Origin of the sequence: Ensifer sp. 22460, from assembly GCF_052044935.1 — a bacterium.
Classification (GTDB): Bacteria; Pseudomonadota; Alphaproteobacteria; order Rhizobiales; family Rhizobiaceae; genus Ensifer.
The window spans coordinates 109,692-125,513 of the sequence record NZ_JBQENZ010000009.1 but is presented as its reverse complement, the minus strand read 5'-3'; the positions used below and the strand labels follow the sequence as shown (position 1 = coordinate 125,513).

Sequence of the window (15,822 nt, the reverse complement as noted above, 5' to 3'; positions counted from 1 at the left end):
CCTCTTAGCGGACGAGATAGCCGACAACCCAGATCAGCAGCGTCAGAGCCACCGAACCGATGATCGTCGCCTTGGCCATCTTGGTGGCGAAGTGCTTCTCGTAACCGTACCCGAGATCCCAGGCAAAGTGGCGCAAGCCCCCGAGCATATGGTGCACCAGCGCCCAAGTGTAACCAAAGAGCACCAGCTTGCCGATCAGCGTGCCGAACAGCCAGCTGACCCAGTCGTAGTAGGCCGCACCCGACGCGGTAGCGATCAGCCACCAGGCAACGAGGATGGTGCCGAAGTAGAGCGCGCCGCCGGTGATGCGGTGCACAATGGACATGACCATCGTCGGGATCGGCTTATAGATTTGAAGATGCGGCGAGAGTGGCCGGCTTCTTGTGACATTCGTCATCGGAACCTCACGGAATGCCCGGATTTTCGCCCAAAAAACTGGACGAATTTAGTCCGGTATCGCACCTGATTGTGCGCAATTCAGTCATTCGGACCTTTAATCACCATAATGCTTAACGACAAGTGTGTTTGCGGTGCAAAATCAATTTAATCGATTAGACGAATTGCGCCATTTTCCAGCCTGCCGGAGACATGCGCATCCGTTAACGATAGCCGCAAAAAGCCAAGCAATTCCGTGACTTTCCCGCGAAAGTGGGCGAGAGTGATCTTAACCAATTGTTAAGCGTCATCCGGAGGGCGAACAGAATGACTCTGTTCAAGGCAATCCATGCGACCAAAGTGCTAGCGCTCGCCGGCCTGGTCATCGCCACCACCTGCATCCCCTTGGAGGCCCGCGACTGGGGCGGAGCACGCGGCGTTCAGACGCGAACCAACCATGTCCGAATGTATCAAGGTCGCCCCGGTCCGCGCTACGAGTTCGGCGGCATGGGCTACCGGAACGGCTGGAACCGCAATCGCATGCACCGTCGCGACTGGATGGCCAACAATGGTCTGCCGGACGTGAACACCCGCACCCGGCACGTTCGCCTTCCCCGATATCGCCCCTATCCCGGCCCCTACACCGGGCGCTGGGAGCATCGCGGCGGATGGGTTCGTGACAGGGCAGGCAACGACATCTGGACGTCCGGAGGCCGCCGCCACGATGGTCGCCCACGCATCGCCAATGGACTGCCGGAAGTCGAGACACGCACGCGGCATGTTCGCCTCCCGCAGTATCGCCCATATCCCGGCCGCTATGCCGAGCACTGGGGAAGCGGCGGCGGATGGGTTCGCGACAGGGCCGGCCGCGAGATCTGGACGTCCGGTGGCCAGGGCCGCGACTATCGCCAGGGCTACTATGGCGGCGATGAATATCCAGACACCATCCCGGGCATCGGCACCTATGTCGGCGGCATTTCCGCCTATGTGGATCTCGGCAACGGCATCTATTTCAACCAGGAAGGCGACTATGGTTATGCCGACGACGGGCAGTCCGAATCGCCGCCGCAGACCAGACGCGGCAAGATCATCAATGTCACGCCGCAGACGATGAACGGCTCCTGCGCCTATGAACACGGCGTCTGTGTGATCCGGCGTTAGTCACGGCGCTGCCAGTCGGATCAGCGCCGTCACACACCCATGGCGCCGATGATCGCGCCCATTGCCAGAAGCACGAGCAGCCAGTGTCCGCCGTCGATCAGCGACAGGTCCCAACCGAAGCCCTGGTAGCGATGGTTGACGATGAGGGTCGTCGCGACGAAGCCGAGCCAAAGGAAGAAGGCCGAGACGACGCCGTTGACGAGCGTGACCTCGCCCGGCCCGAGGTGGCCGACGACGCCGGCGACCATGGTCGCCATCACCAGTTCCGAGACGAAGGAAATGGCAAAGAGAACCGGCGACATTTGCGCAGCCGCGGGATCGATGCGCGCCGCCTTAATCCAGGGTTTGCCGAGAACGCCGTAGTAGATCGCGCCGATGACGAAGGCCGCAATGGCGGCGATCAGCACCGCCAGATAGTTCATGCCCGCAAATACCATGTTCGTTCCCCCGTTTTTGCGGGGATTGGAATCGAAGGCCTTTGAGCTGTCAACTGTCCGTGTTCGCAGTGCCCCCGAAGCGCCAGACCGTCGTGCACTTGACCTCGCTGTCCTCCAGCGCGCGGGTTACGGGAACCTCGTAGGTGGCAAGGGCCGTCATCATCTCGCGCGGGCAATAGGAACGGCCGGGGTCGCCGACGATCACTGTCGCCCCTTTCGCCGTCAGATCCGAAAACCACGGTTTCAGCCGGTCGGCAAAAGCCTTGTCGTAGAAGACGTCGCCGGCGAGGTAGACATCGGCCCCAAGTTCGCGACCGGTCACGTCCTCGTCCGTATAGGAAAGGGCGACGCCGTTGAGTTCGGCATTGAGCCGGACCGCCGTTTTCGCCCAGGGATCGATATCGGCGGCAAGAACCGATGCCGCCCCCGCCTTCATCGCGGCGATTGCTACCAAGCCCGAACCGGAGGCGAAGTCGACGACCTGCCTGCCGCGCACCGTCTCGGGATGATCAAGGATGTAGCGGGCAAGCCCCTGCCCGCCGGCCCAGGCAAAGGCCCAGAACGGCGGCGGCAGGCCGATTTCCTGCAATTCCTCCTCGGTCTTCAGCCAGAGCTCATGCGCCTCGGTTGCCAGATGCAGGCGCACCTCCGGCACGTGAGGCGGCGAAAGCACGCCGGTATTGGCGAGGATGAAACTTTCCGGATCGGTCTTCACGAAAACTCTCCGAGCCTATCCGAAAGGCGAAAGCGGTTTCAGGATAGGCGGAAAAACAAGATTACCGCGGAGGATTGTCGAGCCCGCCCATGCGGCAGACCTCGATCCATTCGTCCTCGGTCACCGGCTGCACCGACAGGCGCATGGAAGTGACGAGCGACATCTTGGCGAGCTTCGGATTGTCCTTGATCTCTTTCAATGTCACCGGACGCGGCATGTCGGTGACAGCGCGGATATCGACGCAATCCCAGCGGGCGTCACCCTCGGCAGTCGAATCCGGATGCGAAAGCGCGCAGACCTCGGTAATGCCGACGATCTCCAGACCCTCGTTCGAGTGGTAGAAGAAGCCTTTGTCGCCGATCTGCATCGCCCGCATGTTGTTGCGCGCCAGATAGTTGCGCACGCCGGTCCATTCGGTGCCCTTGGCGCCTGCATCCTTCTGCATCTGCCAGGACCACTTGACCGGTTCGGATTTGTAGAGCCAATGCGCCATCGCGTCTCAGGCCTCCGGATTGTTGAAGACCCAGTTGAAGGCCTTGATCTCGACATCGGAGAAGAGGCCCGCCTTGGCATAGGGATCCGCTTCGGCAATGGCGCGGGCTTCTGCGATGGTCTCGGCCTTGACGATCACCAGGCTGCCGGTCGGCTTGCCGTCGTCACCCAGGAACGGGCCCGCGATCTTTAGAATGCCCTTGGCGTTGAGATCGTTGAGATAGGCGACATGATCGGGGCGGGTATCGAGCCGAAGCTGCAGCGCGCCGGGTTTGTCGGTGCAATGAAGTGCGAAGAGCATGCTTCCTCCTGAAGTTGTCGTTTGGCGCGGGATGCGAGCGGAAAACCGCTTTACACTTTTGCGCACCCCGCTACCGGATTATTCCTGGGTGATCGGGCGTGTCATCAATTGTTCGAGTGCGGTGCGGACATCGAGCTTGCCGTCGATAATCGCCGCCACCGCTTCGGTGATCGGCATCTCGACGCCGAGATCATGGGCGACGCGCGCGGCGACCGACGCGGCAAAGGCGCCTTCGACCAGCTCGCCCTTGCCCCCATCGGCGCGGCCGTTTCGGCCGAGCGCGATGCCGAAGCGCAGATTGCGCGACTGGTGGCTGGTGGCCGTCAACACGAGATCGCCGAGACCCGAGAGGCCGCGCACCGTGTCGGCCTCACCACCCTCGGCGGCAATGAAGCGCGACATCTCGGCAAGGCCGCGCGAGATCAGCGCTGCGCGGGCGGAATCGCCGAGACCCGCGCCCTCGACGATGCCGCAGGCAATCGCCAGCACGTTCTTGAGCGCGCCGCCGAGCTGCACCCCGATGCGATCCTGCGACGGGTAGAGCCGGAAGGTCGGGCCTGAAAGCACCTCTGCCAGCATCGTCGCCGTTTGGGCATCGGCCGCAGCGATTACCATCGCAGTCGGCAGGCCCTTGGCGATATCGGCGGCAAAACCGGGACCCGAGAGCACGCCGATCGAACGGCCGGGCAATTCCTCCGCCAGAACGTCGGTCAGCAACCGGCCGGTCGCTTGCTCCATACCCTTGGCACAGGTGACGATCGTGGCGGCGGCATTGATCTGCGGGCCATATTGCCGCGCCGCATCACGGTGCGCCTGGGACGGCATGGCGAACAGCACGACTTCGGCTTCGGCGAGAACGGAGACATCCGCCGTATGTTTCAGCGCCGGCGGCAGATCGATGCCCGGCAGAGCATCCTCGTTGCGGCCGGTATTGCGGCAAGCTTCAGCAATCTCCTGACGGCGGGCGAGCAGCGTCACGTCGCTGCCCTCGGCGGACGCCGCAACTGCGGCGAGCGCGGTGCCGAAGGCACCCGCACCAACCACCACGATCTTCGGCCCGGTCTTGGATTTGTCGTTCATTCTCTATCCGTCACATTCTGGCATCATGGCCCTGGCTGAGCCCCTCATGCCTTGGCGCCGCGTTTGCCGGAGCCGAGCAGTGCCTGCGCTTGGGCGTCGAGCGGCCAGCGCGAGCGCGGCGCAACGTCGAGGCCATCGGCCACCATGCCCGCCGCCAGGCGCTCCGCACCGGCCCAGGCGATCATCGCGGCATTGTCAGTGCAGAGCGAAAGCGGCGGCGCGATAAAGTCGAAACCGGATTGAGCGCACAGGGTCTGCAGCGTCGAACGCAGCACCTGGTTGGCGGCAACGCCGCCGGCGACCACCAGGGCCGGGCGCACCACGCCGGCATGCTCCGCCTTGAAGCGCTTCAGCCCGCGCCCGACGCGATCCTTGAGCGTGCGCGAGATCGCACGCTGGAAGGAAGCGCAGATATCGGCGATGTCCTGCTCCGTCACCGGCTCCAGCGATTGCGCCGCCTGGCGCACCGCCGTTTTCAGCCCCGAAAATGAGAAATCGAGGCGAGCGTCACCGACGAGCGGCCGCGGAAAATCGAAACGCTGAGGATTGCCGGCGAGCGCCGCACGCTCGACCGCCGGACCACCCGGATAGGGAAGACCGAGCAGCTTTGCCGTCTTGTCGAAGGCCTCGCCAAGCGCGTCGTCGATCGTCGTGCCCCAGCGTTCGTATTCGCCGACGCCCTTGACGAGGATAAGCTGCGTATGGCCGCCGGAAACGAGCAGCATCAGATAGGGAAAGGAAAGTCCGTCCGTCAGCCGCGCCGTCAGCGCGTGGCCTTCGAGATGGTTGACGGCGTAGAGCGGCTTGCCGGTCGCGCGCGCGATCGCCTTGCCAGTCATCAGCCCGACGATCAGGCCGCCGATCAGACCGGGACCACTTGTCGCAGCGATCGCATCGATGTCGGCAAGCGTGACGCCGGCGCGCAGCAGCGCCTCCTCGATCAGCGTGTCGAGCGCTTCCACATGGGCGCGCGCGGCGATCTCCGGAACCACGCCGCCATAGGCGCTATGCTCTTCCAGCTGGCTCAGAACGACGTCGCCGAGAATGTGGCCCTTGCCGTCGGAATCGCGCAAAATAACGGAAGCGGCGGTTTCGTCGCAGCTTGTTTCTATGCCGAGGATGCGCAGGGGCGGAGACATCAGAGTATACTCAAAGATTGCGGTCGCACCGAAAGGTGGGTACACGGAACTCCGGTAACAATGGATAGCCTTTGATGCAAACAAAACCTTTCCGGATCGGCACGCGCGGCAGCCCGCTGGCGCTTGCACAAGCCCATGAAACGCGCGACCGGCTCGCAGCGGCGCATGGTCTGGCGCCGGAAATGTTCGAGGTCGTCATTCTCTCGACCAAGGGCGACCGGATCACCGACCGCTCGCTCGCCGAGATCGGCGGCAAGGGTCTGTTCACCGAAGAGATCGAGCAGCAATTGCTGTCGGGCGAACTCGATTTCGCCGTGCATTCGTCCAAGGACATGCCGACGAAGCTGCCGGACGGGCTCTGTCTTTCCGCCTTCCTGCCGCGCGAGGACATTCGCGACGCCTTCATCGGCCGCACGGCACCGAAACTGATGGAACTGCCTGAAGGCGCCACTGTCGGTTCCTCGTCGCTGCGCCGCCAGGCGCTGATCCGCCGGCTGCGGCCGGATCTCCACGTCATCACCTATCGCGGCCAGGTGGAAACGCGGCTGAGAAAACTCGCCGAGGGCCAGGTCGATGCAACGCTGCTCGCCTATGCCGGGCTGAAGCGGCTCGGCATGACCGACGTTCCAACCGAACTGCTGGACCCGGCCGATTTCCCGCCGGCCCCGGCGCAAGGCGCGATCTGCATCGAAAGCCGGGTCGGCGACAGCCGCATCAACGACCTGCTCGCCGCCGTCGACGATCCGCGCACCCATGAGGCGGTTACCTGCGAGCGCGGTTTCCTTGCGACGCTCGACGGTTCCTGCCGCACGCCGATCGCCGGCCTCGCCACCTCGGATGGCACCCATCTCAGTTTTTCCGGCATGATCCTCACGCCCGATGGCCAGACCCATCATCGCGTCACGATCGAAGGCAAGGCCACCGACGCCGAAGCGCTCGGCAAAAAGGCGGGCGAGGAAATCCGCGCCAAGGCCGGCCCGGGCTTCTTTGCAAGCTGGACCTGAGCCGATGCGCGTGCTCGTCACCCGGCCGCTTCCCGCCGCCGAGGCGACGGCGCGTCGGCTGGAGGCTGCCGGCCACCAGCCGATCCTCCTGCCGTTGATGCAGGCCATGCATCTCGCCGCCGTTGCCGAAGCAGCGCTAGACATACCGTTTGCAGCCATTGTCCTGACCAGCGCCGAAGCGGTTCGGGTCCTCGCGACACTGGGCGGCAAATTGGAAAAGCATCTGAAAAACCCGTGCTTCTGCGTCGGCGAGGCGACTGCGCAGGCAGCACGAGAACTTGGCTTCACCGATCTCCGCATCGGCGATGGCACCGGCAAAGCGCTGGCCGGGCTGATTGTTTCGGCCGTCGGCACTTTGCCGAAACAGCCCCTCCTCTACCTGACCGGCTCTCCGCGCTCCGACGGCCTCGAAAGCACGCTCCGGCAACATGGCGTCGAGTATAGGACGGTCGAATGCTATCGCATGGAACCGACCGTGCAGCCGCCCGGTGCGCTGAAAGATCTCGCGCGAACCGATCGGCCCGACGCCGTTCTGCTCTATTCCCGGGAGACGGCTCGACGCCTGGCGGCATTGCTGCTGGAGGCCAGTTTGGACGCTGCGTCCTTCAGCCCGCGCTATCTCTGCCTGAGCGCTGCCGTCGCCGAGGCGCTGCCAAGCAACGTCATGGCGCAGATCGCCGCTAAGCCCGACGAAGAAAACCTTTTTAGTTTGATCTAAAATGGGATGAAGAAAAATGTTGGCGGTTTTCCGCCCGCATTCCACGTCACTCCAGGGCCGATTCAGTCAAAATCGAAACGGAGGGGCTTTCCCTCACCGTTCGGGCTGACTAGGTTTGAGAGAAGAGCCGACAGGAACCAACGGTAAGAGGTCACCATGGTATCGGAAAACCCGCCGCGCCGCTCGAAGTCCGAGAAGGAACCGCTGACGATCGACCTCGAAGCGGAAAAAACCGTTGCGGAACCGACTGAGGCCGAAACAACCCGCGAGACGGTGACGGACGTGGCAAGCGAAAGCCCGGCAAGCGACGCCAAGGCGGATGAGACGGCAACAGACAGCAGCGACGACAGCGCCGCTGGATCGCGCCTGGAAGAAGAGATCGAGGAGCAGCGTGCCGACGCGGCCGCAGCCGTCTTCGCCGAAGAACCGCCGCACGCGGCACAGGAGACGGAACCGGCCCCTCGACAGAAACCGGTGTCGAACTCCGGCGCGCTCGCCGCCGGTATCCTCGGTGGCCTTGTGACGCTGCTAGGCTTTGGCGGCCTGCAATATGCCGGCATCGTCCCCGGACTTGGCCCTGAGCGTGGCGTCGAGCAGAACATCTCCAGCGAACTGCAGGCACTGCGCGATCAGGTCGCAGCACTGCCCACGACCGCCGCAGTCGTCGACAACACGGCGCTCGAAGGCCGCATCGCCGCCCTCGAACAATCAGCCGCCCAACCGGGCACGAACGGCGCGCCGAGTGCCGAGGTCGAAACGCTGAAGGCGGAGATCGACAACCTTACCAAGGAACTAGCAGGGCTGAAGACGACACTCGCCGACGCCCAACAGACGGCGACAACGGAGAAGGCGGAACTGACGAGCCGCATCGAATCCGCCGAGCAGAAGCTCAACGAGCCGGTCAACGACATCCAGATGGCCAAGGCGGTCGCGGTCACCGCGCTGAAGTCGGCAATCGATCGCGGCGGCCCCTTCCTCGCCGAACTCGACGCGCTGCGCAGCATCGCACCGGACGAACAGGCCGTCGCCGCTCTGGCCCAGGACGCTCAGGCCGGCGTGCCGACCCGCTCCGATCTGCGGCGCGAGTTCCCGAAGACGGCCGACGCCATGCTCGACGCCCTCAATCAACCCGATCCGAACGAGGGCATCTTCGACCGGCTGGTGTCCAGCGCCATGTCCGGCATTCGCGTACGCCCTGTCGGCAGCGTCGAGGGTGAAACGCCCGAAGCCGTCATTGCCCGCATCGAGGACAAGCTGAACAATGGCGATCTCAAGGGCGCTGCCCTGGAGTGGGATGGCCTGCCGGATGCCGCCAAACCGGCGGGCGAGGCCTTCAAGGCCAAGCTCGACCAGCGTCTGCGTGTCGAAGCCGCGATCGATGCCGCCGTCGCCGCGACGATGGCAAAGCCGGGCACAGAGGGCTAGAGCGGGATGAGGAAAAGTGTATGCGGTTTTCCGCCCGCATCCCGCTCTAACTTATGGAAAACGATCACGTTTATGACTTTGGGTCGGCGACCCAAAATCATCGTGATCTGAGGGAACCAGATATGATCCGCATTCTGATTTTCATCCTGATCGTGCTTGGTCTCGGCCTCGGCTTCGCGTGGCTCGCGGACCGACCGGGTGAACTTTCGCTCGTCTGGCAAGGTCAGCTCATCGAGATGAGCCTGATGCGCGCCGCATCGCTCCTGATCTCGCTGATCGCAGCCGTGCTGATCGCCGTCTGGCTGGTACGCACCATCTGGCTCTCGCCTCACACCGTCACCCGTTATTTCCGCGCCCGCAAGCGCGACCGTGGCTACCAGGCGCTTTCGACCGGCCTGATCGCTGCCGGCGCGGGCGATGCCAATCTTGCCCGCAAGATGACCGCCCGCACCCGCGGATTGATCAGCGCCGACCAGGAGCCGCTGATCCACCTGCTCGAAGCGCAAACCGCCCTCATCGAAGGCAAGTACGATGACGCGCGCCGCAAGTTCGAGCTGATGGCCGACGATCCGGAGACCCGCGAACTCGGGCTTCGCGGCCTCTACCTCGAAGCCAAGCGCCTCGGTGCCCACGAGGCGGCCCGGCAATATGCCGAACGCGCCGCCGAGAAAGCACCGCATCTGCCCTGGGCGGCTCTCGCGACGCTCGACAGCCAGAGCCAGGCCGGACAGTGGGACGATGCTCTGCGTCTTCTCGACAAGAGCCGCGCCGCCCATGTGGTCGAACGCAAGGAGGCCGACCGTAAGAGGGCGGTGCTCTTGACCGCCCGGGCGATCACAAAGCTCGACGGCGACTTGAAGGGTGCCCGCGACGATGCGCTTGCCGCACTGAAGCTCGACGAACATCTGGTGCCGGCGGCGCTGACGGCCGCCAAGGCGCTGTTTCGCGAGGACAACCTGCGCAAGGGGACCTCGATCCTGGAGAAAAACTGGAAGCACGAGCCTCACCCGGACGTGGCGCGGCTTTACGTGCGTGCCCGCGGCGGCGACACCGCCGTCGACCGGTTGAAGCGGGCGCGCAAACTTGAAGCCCTCAGGCCCAACAATGCCGTGGCGATGGCAGCTGTCGCCGAGGCCGCGCTCGAAGCGCGCGAACTGCTTCTGGCCCGCACCAAGGCGGAAGCCGCCGCCAGGCTCGATCCGACCGAGAGCGTCTTCCTGTTGCTCGCCGACATAGAAGAAGCCGACACCGGCGACGAGGGCCGCATCCGCCACTGGATGGCGCAGGCCCTGCGCAGCCCACGGGATCCGGCCTGGACTGCCGACGGCGTGACGTCGCCGACCTGGCTGCCGGTCTCGCCCGTCAGCGGACGACTCGATGCGTTCGAATGGAAAGCGCCGCCGCATACGCTTTCGGCGACCGTCGACCACGACCAATCGAATGCCGACGAAGCGATCCGCAGTCTGCCGCCGGTGGCCGCGGAGCCGCGTGCGCATGAACCGGCCCCCGTAGCCCGCCGCAGCGAAGCGCCCGTCATCCTCGAGGCCGAACGGGAACCGCAACCGATCAAGGTCACGGAGCGCAAACCGTCCGAGCCGATCGCCGACAAGACTCCGGTCAAGAAGACGGAGAAGGAAGAGGTTACCAACGGCGAGCACATGCCTGATCCCTTCTTCGGCCGTCCGCCGGATGATCCCGGCGTGCGCGATCCAGCTACCGGCGAGAAGGCGCCGGAAAAGGCTAGTTTCCGACTGTTCTGAACTCTCAAGGGGCTGTGGCAGAATACATGTTTGAACGCTTACGGACGTTTCTCGACGGCCTGACCGGCCCGGCGACGCGGATAGAGCACGCAGATCCACGCGTGGCGGTCATCGCCCTCTGTTTCCAGGTCATGGAAGCCGACGGCCGCATCCTTGCGTCCGAACGGCGCAAGATGCGATCGGTCATCAAGCAACACTACAAGCTCGACGATGCCTCGCTTGCCGCGCTGATCGAAGCGGGCAAGACTGCCGAAAGCGAGGCGATCGATTACTACCAGTTCACCGCCGAGCTCAAGCGCCACCTCTCGGAGGAACAGCGCATCGAACTCGTCGGCATGCTCTGGGATATCGTCTATGCCGACGGCAAACGCAGCGAAATGGAAGACCACGTGATCTGGCGCATCGCCGATCTGCTCGCCGTCTCCGGGCGCGACCGGGTGTTGCAGCGGCAGGAGGCCGCAGCGAGAAGCGACACCGTCGAGGACGCCGAGCCGCAACAGGAAACCTGAAATGCCGATGCCGGACACAAGCGCGCGAAAACCAGTCTTGATCATCCTGCATCAGGAGCGGTCGAGTGCCGGCCGTGTCGGCCAGATTCTGGAGCAGAAGGGCTTTCGGCTCGACATCCGCCGGCCGGCCCTTGGCGATGACCTGCCGCCGACCCTGGAGCATCATAGCGGCACGATCATTTTTGGCGGTCCGATGAGCGCCAATGACGAGGAAGAGTTTGTCCGCCGCGAGATCGACTGGCTGTCCGTGCCGCTCAAGGAGAACAAGCCCTATCTCGGCATCTGCCTCGGCGCGCAGATGCTGGCGCGCAATCTCGGCGGCTCCGTGGCGCCGCATCACGAGGGCATGACCGAGATCGGCTGGTATCCGCTGATCGCAACCGATGCCGGCAAGGCGCTGATGGATTGGCCTGATATGGTTTACCATTTCCACCGCGAGGGTTTCGACCTGCCTGCCGGAGCCGAGCTGCTCGCAACCGGTAACACCTACCCCAACCAAGCCTTCCGCTATGGCGACAATGCCTGGGGCATTCAGTTCCACGGCGAGCTGACACGCGCGATGATGCACCGCTGGGTCGTGCACGGCGCGCACCGCTTCGAGATGCCCGGTGCCCAGGTGGGCAAGGCGCATCTCGATGGCCGCATGCAGCATGACGGTCCACTGCGCACCTGGATGGAAAACTTCCTAGAACTGATCTTCCTGCGCGATGAGCGGCCGGAAGCAATTCCAGGAAGACCGTAAGACCCCATAGGAGCCCCCCTGGGGCGTGCGCCCTTACTTGTGGTGGTCGGGCACGTCGAGCGTGTCGATCTTGCGCAGTTGCGGGAAGCCGAGCGCCCAGAGCCCGGACACGAGCAGCGTGCCCATGCCGCCGAAGACCACCGCAAAGACGGCGCCGAAGCCGGATGCCATCATGCCGGCACGGAACTCGCCAAGCTCGTTCGACGCGCCGATGAACACCATGTTGACGGCGTTGACCCGGCCGCGCAGCTCGTCCGGCGTCCAGAGCGTGATCAGGATTTCGCGCACATAAACCGAGATCATATCGGCAGCGCCCATGACGATGAGCGCGGCGATCGATATCCAGGGCGTCGCCGAAAGACCGAAGACAACGGTACCGAGCCCGAAGAGTGCGACACCGGTGAACATGTAGAAACCGGCACGGTGGCGGATCGGATGCGCCGCGAGCCAGACCGCCATACTGACGGCACCGATACCCGGAGCGGCGCGCAAGAGGCCGAGACCCCAGGGACCGAGATCGAGGATGTCGCGGGCAAAGACCGGCATCAGCGCCACCGCACCGCCGAGCAGGACCGCGAAGAGATCGAGCGATATCGCGCCCAGAACCACCTTTTCGGCCTTGATGTAGCGGAAACCGGCGGTGATCGTCTCCCAGCTCTGGGCGGAGGCTTGCGTGCGGGTCGCGGGCCTCGGGATGGCAAAGACCATGAGCGCGGATGCCAGGAAGAAGCAGACGCCGACGGCATAGGGAACGACGGCGCCGAGCGCATAGATCAAGCCGCCGGCAACGGGGCCGACGATCATCGCCGTCTGCCAGGACGTGGAATTCCAGGCGATCGCATTGGGTAGGTCTTCGGGCGGCACAAGGTTGGGCGCCAGTGACTGGGACGCGGGCGCCAGGAAGGCGCGTTCGATGCCGAAGACGACTAGGATTGCATAGACCGGCCAGGGCGAAAACAATCCGGATACCGTCAGCAGCAGCAATGCCGTCGCGCAGAGCGTGCTGATGACCATGCAGATCCCCATGATCATGCGCCGGTTGTAGCGGTCCGCAGCCGCGCCAGTGACGAGGATCAGCACCAGTGACGGCAGAAACTGGAAGAGGCCGATCAGGCCGAGATCGAACGGGTCACGCGTAAGGTCATAGATCTGCCAGCCGACGGCGACCGAAATGATCTGGATCGCGAAGTACGCCAGGAAGCGCGAGAAGAAATAGCGGCGATAGCCGACATGCCGAAAGGCGGCAAAACGATGCGAGGCATGAACGGCGGACATGCGGAAGGGGCTCCTGCTGAGGCTCGGTTATCGTGCGGTCCCATGTTAAACATGATCGCGCCCGATAAACCGGCGTACTTGCTCGTTTAGGTCTCAATGTCTACATGTCTGTCAATAACGATTTGGAGACCGGCATGCTTGCTGTCATCGGCACCTTGAACTTCATCATCAACATCGCGTGGTTTCTGGTTATCGCGTCGGCCATCTTTTCCTGGCTCTACGCGTTCAACGTCATCAACGTGAACAACCAGGCGATCAACATGATCGGCCGCTCGCTCTATCAGCTGACGGAGCCGCTCTATCGCCCGATCCGCCGCGTTCTGCCCGACATGGGCGGCGTGGATCTGTCGCCGCTGGTGGTGCTGGTGATCCTCTATTTCATCCAGCTCTTCCTGAACACGACGGTCGCGCAGGCGCTGCTTGGCTGACGATGGCCAACCCGGCCTTCACCGCGCATGGCGACCACGTTCGCCTGACGGTACGCTTGACGCCGAACGGCGGCCGCGATGCCATTGATGGCTTGGAAGCGGCTGCCGACGGGGAAGAACATTTGAAAGTGCGCGTCAGCGCGGTTCCGGAAAAAGGCAAGGCCAACCAGGCGCTGATTGCCTTTCTTTCGAAGAAGCTCGGGCTTGCCAAGAGCAAGCTTTCCCTCATCTCAGGCGAAACGCAGCGCAAAAAAATCCTCCGGATCGATGGCGACCCGGAGGATTTGATAGAGCGACTTGCAGAGCTGGTCGGTAAGTAAACTTACTTGGCGCCCTTGGCGCGCTCGACGGCTTCCTTGATCAGCTGCCTTGCGACGGAAGCATCCTTCCAACCAAAAATCTTCACCCACTTGCCGGGCTCCAGATCCTTGTAGTGCTCGAAGAAGTGCTCGATCTGCTTGAGCGTGATTTCCGGCAGGTCGGTGTATTCGTGCACCTTGTCGTAGCGCTGCGTCAGGTGAGCCGACGGAACCGCGATGATCTTTTCGTCCTGTCCGGAATTGTCTTCCATCATCATCACGCCGATCGGGCGGACGTTGATGACGCAGCCCGGAACGAGCGGGCGGGTGTTGCAGATTAGAACGTCGATCGGATCGCCGTCGTCCGAGAGCGTGTGCGGCACGAAGCCGTAATTGCCCGGATAAGTCATCGGCGTGTAGAGGAAGCGGTCGACGACCAGCGTGCCGGCTTCCTTGTCCATCTCGTACTTGATCGGATGGCCGCCGACGGGAACTTCAACGATGACGTTGACATCTTCTGGTGGATTCTTTCCGATGGAAATCGCGTCGATGCGCATGGATCTACTCCAGGGTCAGTTGAGTTTGCCCGTCGGATAAAGGGAAACATGCCGCGATGCAACATAACTTTCGTCCGAAATGCAGATTCAACCGGTCGTTTTGTCATCACCGAACGACCCCCATGATCGTCAAAATCTCGTTCGAGGGAGATCACGATGAACGGAAAGGTTGCATGCCTGTCGCTGGTCCTGTTGTCCGCCGCACCCGCGGTGGCCAATGAGAGCGTCTATGTCAACGTCAGCCGCGAAAAGTGCAAGACGATTAAAGAGGAGCCGGGCAGGTACTCCCTGATGACCTGCCCGGGCCATGGCGATTATCCGGCTCATTTCAAGGAGATGGATATCCGCCAGAGCTTCTCCTTCGGTCACCTCAACGAGCGCTACCGCAACGAGGCGTTCGAAACCTTCATCCCCTTCAACCACGCCGGCGCCACGGTGGAATGGCGCATCGCCAAAGGCGGCACCCCGGTCGCGACGATCCTGCGCTGGTTCATCGAGAACCCCGACCCGGCGACGGGAGCATCGGCACCGGCGCTTGAAGGGCAGGTTCTCGTCGTCTCCACGGTAGCCCAGAAGGACGACGGCAAGGGCTGCGTCGCCGGCTATGTCGATGCGCTCACCAATCCCGATCCCAACGCACTCGCGCGCAAGATCGCCGACGAGGTGGCGCCGACCTTCCGCTGTGGCGTCGACAAGGCGGTCTACCATGGCACGCAAGGCGACAAGGCAAGCGCACCACGCAACGAACTGCCGGAATAGCGGCTGATCTCAACCGGAAGCGGGAAAGCCTAGAGCGCCGTTCGTTCAAATGAACGCACAAAGGATGCTCTAGCACTTTGATTCTAGAGCATCTTTCCGCCTCCAGTGATTCCACTTGAGAGCGGGATGCTCTAGTTCCAGGCGAAGCCGACCTTCTTCAGATGCTTGTCGCCGAAATCTTCCATGCCTTCGGCGATGTCCGTGCCACCGGCGCCCTGGAAGAACTGGTAGGCGTGCTCACTATCCTCGAGGCACCAGACGACGAGGCCGCGGCAGCCGAGCGAACGCAGCAGGCTCTTGGCTTCGCCGAAGAGAATGCGCCCGAGACCGATGCCCTGATATTCCGGCCGGAGATAGATCTCGTAGATCTCGCCTTCCTGCGGCAGGGCCTTGGCGCGGCTGAGGCCGAGCGTGGCGTAGCCGGCAATGGTTCCGGCCACGTCGACGACGAGCAGCGTAGCAGGCCCGCGTGTCGCCTTGCGCCACCAGACCTCGTCGCGACGGTTGACCATCTGAACCAGGGGACGGTGGGGGATGAGACCGCCATAGGCTTGCAGCCACGAAACGCGGTGCACATCGGCAATTGCCGACGCTTCCTGCGGCTCTCCGGGCCGAATCTCTATCGAAACAGTCTTCATGACTCGCG

20 protein-coding genes are annotated in these 15,822 nt (G+C 63.3%); 10 read left to right on the top strand and 10 right to left on the bottom strand.

Features of this window, described 5'->3' with window-relative positions:
- Positions 1 to 4: 4 nt before the first annotated feature.
- Positions 5 to 397, bottom strand: a complete 393-nt coding sequence (sdhC, locus tag ACTJKM_RS13770; protein ID WP_058325697.1) for a succinate dehydrogenase, cytochrome b556 subunit — start codon at positions 395 to 397, stop codon at positions 5 to 7.
- Between the two features lie 305 nt (positions 398 to 702).
- On the opposite strand from sdhC, the gene ACTJKM_RS13765 reads away from it, so the two are divergent.
- A complete protein-coding gene (locus tag ACTJKM_RS13765; protein ID WP_440660493.1) occupies positions 703 to 1,536 on the top strand; it encodes a hypothetical protein in 834 nt (277 codons plus the stop codon).
- Positions 1,537 to 1,565: 29 nt separating this feature from the next.
- On the opposite strand, the gene ACTJKM_RS13760 is transcribed toward ACTJKM_RS13765, so the two are convergent.
- From ACTJKM_RS13760 to tsaD, 6 genes are all read right to left on the bottom strand, one after another.
- Positions 1,566 to 1,973 carry a DUF1761 domain-containing protein gene (locus ACTJKM_RS13760; protein ID WP_440660492.1) on the bottom strand — a complete coding sequence of 136 codons (408 nt, stop codon included), beginning with the start codon at positions 1,971 to 1,973 and terminating at the stop codon, positions 1,566 to 1,568.
- 49 nt (positions 1,974 to 2,022) lie between these two features.
- Positions 2,023 to 2,688 carry a class I SAM-dependent methyltransferase gene (locus tag ACTJKM_RS13755; RefSeq protein WP_057254993.1) on the bottom strand — a complete coding sequence of 222 codons (666 nt, stop codon included), beginning with the start codon at positions 2,686 to 2,688 and terminating at the stop codon, positions 2,023 to 2,025.
- Positions 2,689 to 2,749: 61 nt separating this feature from the next.
- Entirely contained in the window at positions 2,750 to 3,181 is a 432-nt protein-coding gene (locus ACTJKM_RS13750) for an EVE domain-containing protein (RefSeq protein ID WP_058325701.1), read from the bottom strand.
- 6 nt (positions 3,182 to 3,187) lie between these two features.
- Entirely contained in the window at positions 3,188 to 3,481 is a 294-nt protein-coding gene (locus ACTJKM_RS13745; protein ID WP_058325702.1) for a YciI-like protein, read from the bottom strand.
- Between the two features lie 78 nt (positions 3,482 to 3,559).
- Entirely contained in the window at positions 3,560 to 4,561 is a 1,002-nt protein-coding gene (locus ACTJKM_RS13740; RefSeq protein ID WP_058325703.1) for an NAD(P)H-dependent glycerol-3-phosphate dehydrogenase, read from the bottom strand.
- Positions 4,562 to 4,605: 44 nt separating this feature from the next.
- Complete coding sequence (gene tsaD, locus ACTJKM_RS13735; RefSeq protein ID WP_440660490.1) at positions 4,606 to 5,700, bottom strand: tRNA (adenosine(37)-N6)-threonylcarbamoyltransferase complex transferase subunit TsaD; 1,095 nt, start codon at positions 5,698 to 5,700, stop codon at positions 4,606 to 4,608.
- A 74-nt stretch (positions 5,701 to 5,774) separates the two neighbouring features.
- Here tsaD and hemC point away from each other — a divergent pair, with 74 nt between their 5' ends.
- The 6 genes from hemC (at position 5,775) to ACTJKM_RS13705 (ending at position 11,858) form a co-directional block, all read left to right on the top strand.
- Positions 5,775 to 6,704 carry a hydroxymethylbilane synthase gene (gene hemC, locus ACTJKM_RS13730; protein WP_112995688.1) on the top strand — a complete coding sequence of 310 codons (930 nt, stop codon included), beginning with the start codon at positions 5,775 to 5,777 and terminating at the stop codon, positions 6,702 to 6,704.
- A gap of 4 nt (positions 6,705 to 6,708) precedes the next feature.
- Positions 6,709 to 7,422, top strand: a complete 714-nt coding sequence (locus ACTJKM_RS13725; RefSeq protein WP_440660488.1) for a uroporphyrinogen-III synthase — start codon at positions 6,709 to 6,711, stop codon at positions 7,420 to 7,422.
- Between the two features lie 156 nt (positions 7,423 to 7,578).
- A complete protein-coding gene (locus tag ACTJKM_RS13720; protein ID WP_440660486.1) occupies positions 7,579 to 8,847 on the top strand; it encodes a COG4223 family protein in 1,269 nt (422 codons plus the stop codon).
- A gap of 122 nt (positions 8,848 to 8,969) precedes the next feature.
- On the top strand, positions 8,970 to 10,607 hold the full coding sequence (locus ACTJKM_RS13715; RefSeq protein WP_440660484.1) for a heme biosynthesis protein HemY: 1,638 nt from the start codon (positions 8,970 to 8,972) through the stop codon (positions 10,605 to 10,607).
- Between the two features lie 26 nt (positions 10,608 to 10,633).
- Positions 10,634 to 11,116, top strand: a complete 483-nt coding sequence (locus ACTJKM_RS13710) for a TerB family tellurite resistance protein (RefSeq protein ID WP_440660482.1) — start codon at positions 10,634 to 10,636, stop codon at positions 11,114 to 11,116.
- A 1-nt stretch (position 11,117) separates the two neighbouring features.
- Positions 11,118 to 11,858 carry a glutamine amidotransferase gene (locus tag ACTJKM_RS13705; protein WP_058321716.1) on the top strand — a complete coding sequence of 247 codons (741 nt, stop codon included), beginning with the start codon at positions 11,118 to 11,120 and terminating at the stop codon, positions 11,856 to 11,858.
- Positions 11,859 to 11,891: 33 nt separating this feature from the next.
- Here ACTJKM_RS13705 and ACTJKM_RS13700 read toward each other — a convergent pair whose 3' ends face one another.
- Positions 11,892 to 13,133: an MFS transporter gene (locus ACTJKM_RS13700; RefSeq protein WP_058325708.1), complete on the bottom strand. Its 1,242-nt coding sequence runs from the start codon at positions 13,131 to 13,133 to the stop codon at positions 11,892 to 11,894.
- 134 nt (positions 13,134 to 13,267) lie between these two features.
- On the opposite strand from ACTJKM_RS13700, the gene ACTJKM_RS13695 reads away from it, so the two are divergent.
- Together ACTJKM_RS13695 and ACTJKM_RS13690 are read left to right on the top strand one after the other, a co-directional pair.
- Positions 13,268 to 13,561 (top strand): YggT family protein, encoded by a 294-nt coding sequence (locus ACTJKM_RS13695; protein ID WP_093233116.1) that lies wholly within the window; start codon positions 13,268 to 13,270, stop codon positions 13,559 to 13,561.
- A gap of 2 nt (positions 13,562 to 13,563) precedes the next feature.
- A complete protein-coding gene (locus tag ACTJKM_RS13690) occupies positions 13,564 to 13,881 on the top strand; it encodes a DUF167 domain-containing protein (RefSeq protein WP_058321715.1) in 318 nt (105 codons plus the stop codon).
- Between the two features lie 2 nt (positions 13,882 to 13,883).
- Here ACTJKM_RS13690 and ppa read toward each other — a convergent pair whose 3' ends face one another.
- The gene (ppa, locus tag ACTJKM_RS13685) at positions 13,884 to 14,417 is read right to left on the bottom strand and encodes an inorganic diphosphatase (protein WP_057254979.1); all 534 of its coding nucleotides are present in this window, start codon (positions 14,415 to 14,417) and stop codon (positions 13,884 to 13,886) included.
- A gap of 156 nt (positions 14,418 to 14,573) precedes the next feature.
- On the opposite strand from ppa, the gene ACTJKM_RS13680 reads away from it, so the two are divergent.
- Positions 14,574 to 15,176, top strand: coding sequence for a hypothetical protein (locus tag ACTJKM_RS13680; protein WP_058325710.1), 603 nt, complete (start codon positions 14,574 to 14,576; stop codon positions 15,174 to 15,176).
- A 131-nt stretch (positions 15,177 to 15,307) separates the two neighbouring features.
- Here the strand turns inward: ACTJKM_RS13680 and ACTJKM_RS13675 are convergent, their stop codons facing one another.
- On the bottom strand, positions 15,308 to 15,814 hold the full coding sequence (locus tag ACTJKM_RS13675) for a GNAT family N-acetyltransferase (protein WP_057254977.1): 507 nt from the start codon (positions 15,812 to 15,814) through the stop codon (positions 15,308 to 15,310).
- Positions 15,815 to 15,822 lie beyond the last annotated feature (8 nt).

What these genes read in the sequence shown, in the direction of transcription:
- sdhC (WP_058325697.1), bottom strand. Translation starts at nt 397, where the DNA reads ATGACGAATGTCACAAGAAGCCGGCCACTCTCGCCGCATCTTCAAATC.
- ACTJKM_RS13765 (WP_440660493.1), top strand. Translation starts at nt 703, where the DNA reads ATGACTCTGTTCAAGGCAATCCATGCGACCAAAGTGCTAGCGCTCGCC.
- ACTJKM_RS13760 (WP_440660492.1), bottom strand. Translation starts at nt 1,973, where the DNA reads ATGGTATTTGCGGGCATGAACTATCTGGCGGTGCTGATCGCCGCCATT.
- ACTJKM_RS13750 (WP_058325701.1), bottom strand. Translation starts at nt 3,181, where the DNA reads ATGGCGCATTGGCTCTACAAATCCGAACCGGTCAAGTGGTCCTGGCAG.
- ACTJKM_RS13745 (WP_058325702.1), bottom strand. Translation starts at nt 3,481, where the DNA reads ATGCTCTTCGCACTTCATTGCACCGACAAACCCGGCGCGCTGCAGCTT.
- ACTJKM_RS13740 (WP_058325703.1), bottom strand. Translation starts at nt 4,561, where the DNA reads ATGAACGACAAATCCAAGACCGGGCCGAAGATCGTGGTGGTTGGTGCG.
- tsaD (WP_440660490.1), bottom strand. Translation starts at nt 5,700, where the DNA reads ATGTCTCCGCCCCTGCGCATCCTCGGCATAGAAACAAGCTGCGACGAA.
- hemC (WP_112995688.1), top strand. Translation starts at nt 5,775, where the DNA reads ATGCAAACAAAACCTTTCCGGATCGGCACGCGCGGCAGCCCGCTGGCG.
- ACTJKM_RS13725 (WP_440660488.1), top strand. Translation starts at nt 6,709, where the DNA reads ATGCGCGTGCTCGTCACCCGGCCGCTTCCCGCCGCCGAGGCGACGGCG.
- ACTJKM_RS13720 (WP_440660486.1), top strand. Translation starts at nt 7,579, where the DNA reads ATGGTATCGGAAAACCCGCCGCGCCGCTCGAAGTCCGAGAAGGAACCG.
- ACTJKM_RS13715 (WP_440660484.1), top strand. Translation starts at nt 8,970, where the DNA reads ATGATCCGCATTCTGATTTTCATCCTGATCGTGCTTGGTCTCGGCCTC.
- ACTJKM_RS13710 (WP_440660482.1), top strand. Translation starts at nt 10,634, where the DNA reads ATGTTTGAACGCTTACGGACGTTTCTCGACGGCCTGACCGGCCCGGCG.
- ACTJKM_RS13705 (WP_058321716.1), top strand. Translation starts at nt 11,118, where the DNA reads ATGCCGATGCCGGACACAAGCGCGCGAAAACCAGTCTTGATCATCCTG.
- ACTJKM_RS13700 (WP_058325708.1), bottom strand. Translation starts at nt 13,133, where the DNA reads ATGTCCGCCGTTCATGCCTCGCATCGTTTTGCCGCCTTTCGGCATGTC.
- ACTJKM_RS13695 (WP_093233116.1), top strand. Translation starts at nt 13,268, where the DNA reads ATGCTTGCTGTCATCGGCACCTTGAACTTCATCATCAACATCGCGTGG.
- ACTJKM_RS13690 (WP_058321715.1), top strand. Translation starts at nt 13,564, where the DNA reads ATGGCCAACCCGGCCTTCACCGCGCATGGCGACCACGTTCGCCTGACG.
- ppa (WP_057254979.1), bottom strand. Translation starts at nt 14,417, where the DNA reads ATGCGCATCGACGCGATTTCCATCGGAAAGAATCCACCAGAAGATGTC.
- ACTJKM_RS13680 (WP_058325710.1), top strand. Translation starts at nt 14,574, where the DNA reads ATGAACGGAAAGGTTGCATGCCTGTCGCTGGTCCTGTTGTCCGCCGCA.
- ACTJKM_RS13675 (WP_057254977.1), bottom strand. Translation starts at nt 15,814, where the DNA reads ATGAAGACTGTTTCGATAGAGATTCGGCCCGGAGAGCCGCAGGAAGCG.